Below are 6,050 nucleotides of genomic sequence, written 5' to 3'. Positions count from 1 at the left end.
CTGTCAGCTGTCGAGGTGGTGGTGAGGTATGCCATGGTAAAGCTCCTTTCAGTGGAATGGTGTCAGGGTACAGTCAGTGTGATCGTTTATGAGATGTAGGTACTGGATTATTAAAAAAAGCACGGAATGTCAGGATGAGTGTAACAGGAGTCTGTCTGTAGCAGGTGTACCAGGAGTCTGTCTGTAGGAGTGTAGCAGGAGTGTCTATCGGTCTGCGCTTACGCTGTGCGCAGCCCTTAAGGGCCTTGCTATGGGTAGGATAGTGCTGGTAGTAATAGCAAGGTGTTGATAATACAAGTAATGGCTGTACTTAGCTTTGTTTAGTGTAGTAATAATAATATACAAAAAAGATCTGGTATTTGTAGTGGTTGTAATGGAACTTGTATTAATAATAGGGCTTTGTTGTTGCTTCTAGTAATGTTGATGGAGTTAATAAGGGCAATAGGACTATAAGAGTAAGATTAATAAAAGTAATAACGGTAATAGGATAAAGCAATGACAGTAATAAGATAGATTAGTAATAGTAATAAGATAATACAATATACCTAGAAATGAGTCCTTCGTTTAGAAGAGCTTTAGAAGGAGAGAAGAAAACAGTTGTACGGTAATTACAAAGAATAGCGTTTCCGAGAATTGTTCTATAGTATAAGAATCTTAGGTAGAGACAAAGGGTAGATACAGCTGTCAGTCTCAATGGCCCATAGTATGACTCAGATGGGATACCGTGGGGCAATCTCCAAGCAAGAACCTCAGCTAAAACAAGTGGTCGTAACTATGAAACACACATGCAGCCAGGACAAGCGGATCTCAGCACCAGCTCGAACCTCCTGCAGCCCCAGTCAATAATCCGATTCTGCAATCCTTGATCGGTAGCCAGCCTCCCATGAACTCCCATGAACTCCCATGAACTCCCATGAACTCCCATGAACTCCCATGAGCCAGCAACCTCATCGCTTGCCTCAGATTAACAATACAAGGGTACCCCTACCGGCTCATCCAGATCCGCTGCCCATATCACTCAGACAATCTCACACCGTAGGGAGTGACTGCTCATGGAAAGTCTGATCCCAGGATACCTGCGGGGAGGAGTGGTATTGCAAATCGGCTCTGTTGTCTCATGGTCTTCAGGCTGTAGTATATGTACAACTTTTGCGGCATGATTGTCGTTTGGAGTCTGTGAATGCTTGGCTGTAGTGTGCTTGGACCTGTTGGTCTGAACTCGTTTTTGCTCTTATATTTGTATGTGCTTGCCGTGGAGTTTTGTGGGCTTTTTCCTGTCTTTTACTCTCATCTATCTATAGCTGCTAAGAGTGTTTGGATTACATAAGGATCATGTTTGGGCATTTTTTTGATATTTTAGGTTGAATATAGCTTTTTTGTTCTTTGATTTGAAATGGTGCTGGTATCTTTCGTTTTTTGGAATGATTCATCAATAAGCTTTTAATGTTGTTCTTTGCTGATATGATTACTTGGTGGCTATATTCTGTCATTATCTGTTCTGGATTTCATTCGTACAATTATTCATATTGTCTTTCCGAATGTGAATTTAATGCAGTGCTTTTCTTTGTAATCTTTAAGTCTTTTCATTCTAATATTCTTGATTTTTTATGTCGTCTCAGGGTTTAAGGTTCAAATCTTCATATGATGGGTATTGCACTGTATCTCTGACTTGCTGTTTTTATAGGTTTTTATGAGCGTTTGTCAGTGATTGCTTTTAATCGTTTTTATGATCTTTTTTCTTGCAGATAGATCTTTATTCTCTTTATATATGTTTATGATCTTTCATATGGTCTTCTGTGATATTTTTCTTTTATGCTTTCTGTGGCTGAATTTTAACTGCATGAAAGGAAAACCAGGATTAGATGCTAAAGATGGCATAGCTGGGATATTGAAAGAAAACATTATTTAGGTCTGGATGTGGTGAGGAATTGTTGTAGATTTTTATTTGGATGATTTTGCTGTGAAAAACATGAATTGCATATCTGCCCCCCTCTTATGGCTTTTTACAGCCATAAGGGGAGGGAGCCTCTATGATGAAATTTGGTGGTTGTGTAGGGACATCCTGACCCTTTAAAAACGATGATTCTGTGATGAAAGATCCATGCATTATCAATCATAGCCTTGAATCTGTAACCTTAGTTCTTGAGATAGAGGCTATTTGCAATCATGGAACTGTATGTTGCCATTTTTGGCCGTGCTCCCCGCAAATCAGACATGGCTGACTGGACTGCACAGTCTGCTGGCAAGACACCTTCCGAAGTTGCAGGTCTCATGCTGGAAGCCAGCCCAGCAGCACCTGCGGGAGATACCACAGCAGAATTTCTGAACAGTGCTTACAATGCATTTTTCGGTCGTGATGCAGATGCTGAAGGTCTCGCCTACTGGCTGAATGAACTCGAAACCGGTCTTATCACCCGTGAAGTGCTTGTGGAAAACCTCACATGGTTTGCTTCCCAGGGAGAAACTGTCCAGCATCGCCTTGATTATATGAAGGTGCAGGAGCAGGTAACGGCCCTCCAGCACGGCATCGAAACGTCAGCAGCCACCTATCTGACCACCGGTCAGGATGTGCTTACCGGCAGCTCCGTGGCCTATGACACCTTTAAGGCTTACATCCATAACAACGCTAATACTTTCCAGTCCGGGGACATGATCGACGGTGGTGCGGGTAAGGGTGAGATCTATGCGGAAATCGGCAATTCCCAGAATTTTGCCATTGCCGCTAAAACGGTTAATATTGATAAGGTGACCGTTCGTACCCAGGCCACCAATGATGATAGTAGCAATAACGATGTTACGCCTGATGTTCAGATTGATGCCCAGGAAATGAGGGGTGTAAAAGAGTGGTGGTCCACGGACAACCGTGCATCCCTTCACATTGAAGACGTGCGCCATAACAGCCATGAAACCACCATCGGCTGGAGAAATACCGATCCTGGAGAAGTTGACTACAAGGTGTACTTTGATCCCCAGCACATCACTGGCCCCGGAGCCGTAGAAGCAGGTGGGACCCTTTACCTGCAGCTTATGGATATTAACAGCATGCAGGCGGGTACCGGTCCCCTTGAAAACAATCCTTATAATGGTTTCACCTTCACTTTTAATGGTGAGAGAAAGACCATCCAGAGTGATGCCATCATTGCTGCCAAGACTTATACTGAGCTTGTAGCTGCCATCAATGCCCAGATTGCCGTCCTTGCCCAGTCCGATTCTTCCTTTGCAGGTCTTCAGGCCAGAGTAGGGGATACTTTTACCGCAACCCACTCCGGCTCAGGCATCCGTTATGAGGGCAATCAGGTTGATATCGTGAACACAGGTGCAGGCACCCTTGGCACCGGCGGCTGGCTCACGCCCACAGGTGAAGCTCCCGGTTCCGGTAACATTGCCCAGCACCAGAGCATTGTTCCTCCTGTGACCCCCACCACCCGCACCCAGGTTGATATTATCCTTGATAATGTGGGCCGTGGCTCCAAAGCTGGGGATCTTCTTGTCGGAAATATGTCCGAGGGTTCCTATTCAGGTTCCGAAGGCATTCAGCAGTTCAATGTCGAGGTGCAGAAAAGCAGCTGGCTGAACAAGATGTCCACAACGAATGGCACCCTTGAAGTTGTGATGATCAAGAACGCAGCCAACCATAATGGTAACCTGCGGATTGATGATCTTGATGGCGGGGACTGGATGGCTCTGGTAAATGCCGATGCTCTGCAGGGCAATCTGACCCTTGGAACGGCAGCAACCCCTGTTACGAATATGATCAATTTCCAGGCCACCGGTGGTGGTGTTGTGGATCTTACTGCAGAAATTACTTTGCCGGCTGTGTCTGCAGCAGGACCCCAGAAATTCAATTATGTAACCGGTTCAGCCAATGACAAGGTTGCCATTGATCTTAGTGGCCATTCCATCAATACCGTGGGTTCTGAGTTCAATCTGAATACCGGTGGTGGTAACGATACCGTTCATATCGAGATGGGTGCGGGTGCTTCCCAGAAGACGATGGCGAATCTCAAGAATCTGAAGATTGATACTGGATCTGGTGATGACCGTATAAATATTGATGCATACGGCAATTTCCATATCAAACCCGGTTCTGGCAATGACTTTGTTCGTATCAATTCCATGGATGCCAATGGTGATGCGAACTATGGTACTTGGAACTTTGGTGCCACTTCCTTTGGAACCACAGATAATACCAATACCTTTGCATATGATAACATATTACACTCAACCCCGGGCCGTGTGCTTTATAATGCCAAGCTCACCGTTTCCTTTGCGGGTTTTGAATCTCAGGTAACTGTTCAGACCACAGCAGCCAATGGCTTTATCGCAACGCAGAAGGAAATTAACGCTGCTATCAAGCAGGCCATTGAGACTGATCCCGTTCTCAAGCATCTTCTCAAGGCAGAATATACGACAGGTGTTGGTTTTAACCAGGAGCTGAAAGTAACTTCTACAATCGGTGGTGAGAATAATCTGGCCATTGATTTGTATCAGCCGCAGCTTGTTGCCGCCAGCCCAGGTGCCGGACAGGTTGCTCTTGCTGCAAATGATTTTACAGCCGTTCGTCAAGGGCTTATCAATACGACAGCACTTACCTCTGATACTTTGACGGATGGTAATTTAATTGCAGCGGCAAATGGAGAATATACCAATTTTTATGGCTCGGTAGGTTTAGATGGCGATGGCAATGGTACCACTGTTTACAATGTTGCCGCCCGTGATGCAGCTGCAAATCAATACCAGGGTTTTGATGCTGGTACTTCTACCGATTCTTCATGGGGTGTTAACTTCTCCACCGTTAACCCTACGGCAGGTCACGATGTAGTCGTGTTCCATTCTAACGAAGATGCTGCAAACGTGCTTCAGATCAATCAGGCCTTTGGTAAGGTCAATGTCGTGAATTTCCACAAAGAATCTCCGGATCAAGTCGACATTTTGGACACGACGGCCAATGTAGGTCTGCATGCCATTGACTTCAAGCATTACCTTAATAATCAAGTAGACGTATCAACAAGTATTCCTGGTAACACTCAATCTGCAGTGCCTGTTAACATTACACTGAATAATAGACATCCTGCATTTGCTGATTCTACGGCAGGAAATGCTGACGCAGCAGCAAACAGTGTGAGCATGCTGCAATACCAGGCTGGTGGAGGAGCAGGAGCCATAACATGGAACCAGTTGACAGCATCAAATCTTGTAAGTGCCCTGAATGGAGGTGCTGGTGCTGCAGTTCTTGGTAATGGTAACATTGAGGCTGCCACTTTGTCTCCTGAAGTGTACGGTACTACCTTGGTAGGACTTCAGCAGAAGCATATTGTTATGGTTGAAAATGCAGCGAATCCCGGTGAATATAAAGTTTTCTACCTTACATCTACGCTGAATGCATCCAAGACAGCCATCACACAGGTGGGTGGTGTTAATCAGTTTGATACAGCAAGTGCACAAATGCTTGGCACCTTGGATTTTGGTACGAGTATCAACTTTGGACTTGCTGGAAATGCCGGATACGACAATACCATCAATGCTTTGATGACTGCACTTGATACTGGTGCTCCCACCTATCCGACCTTCAGTGCCGATGGTACGCCCACTGGTGGTACTGCTCCTACGCCAAACAAGGTCGCTCCTCCTACAGTTGTGATGACGGTTGCTGAGTACAATGCTGCAGATCCTAAGCCTGCTTTCTACAGCATAGCTGATGATGCCGCAGACCTTGCCGCAGCTGTTGCAGTGATGAATGATGCTCATAACATCACTGTTACAGACACAGCCGATGCTACAGAAGCCGCAGCCATCATCGCTGCTACCAATGCTGGCACTACAACCTTCGCAATGAATATTGAAGATAGTGCTACTGCCTTGGATGCGTTTGCCCTTGGTACTGCAACTGTAACTGGTGATGTGATTGCCCAGCCTACGGATGCTCAGGACATTACGGCTCTGAATCTGGACGATGTAGACATCATCAATGTTCAGGATGGAGAAAGTGTAACAGTAACTGTGGCCCAGGCTGCTAAGCTGGAGCTGAATGCCTCTGGTGCATACAACCT

1 protein-coding gene is annotated in these 6,050 nt (G+C 45.6%); it reads left to right on the top strand.

What is annotated here, in order from left to right:
* Window positions 1-2,166: 2,166 nt before the first annotated feature.
* Window positions 2,167-6,050, top strand: a 3,884-nt coding sequence (locus LZ24_RS16665; RefSeq protein WP_144686840.1) for a DUF4214 domain-containing protein, incomplete at its 3' end; no start/stop codon positions are given.

It is taken from the genome of Desulfobotulus alkaliphilus, assembly GCF_007830435.1.
GTDB classification, from domain to species: Bacteria; Desulfobacterota; Desulfobacteria; order Desulfobacterales; family ASO4-4; genus Desulfobotulus; species Desulfobotulus alkaliphilus.
The sequence above is the reverse complement of the archived record's forward strand: the minus strand, read 5'-3'. Positions and strand labels throughout refer to the sequence as shown.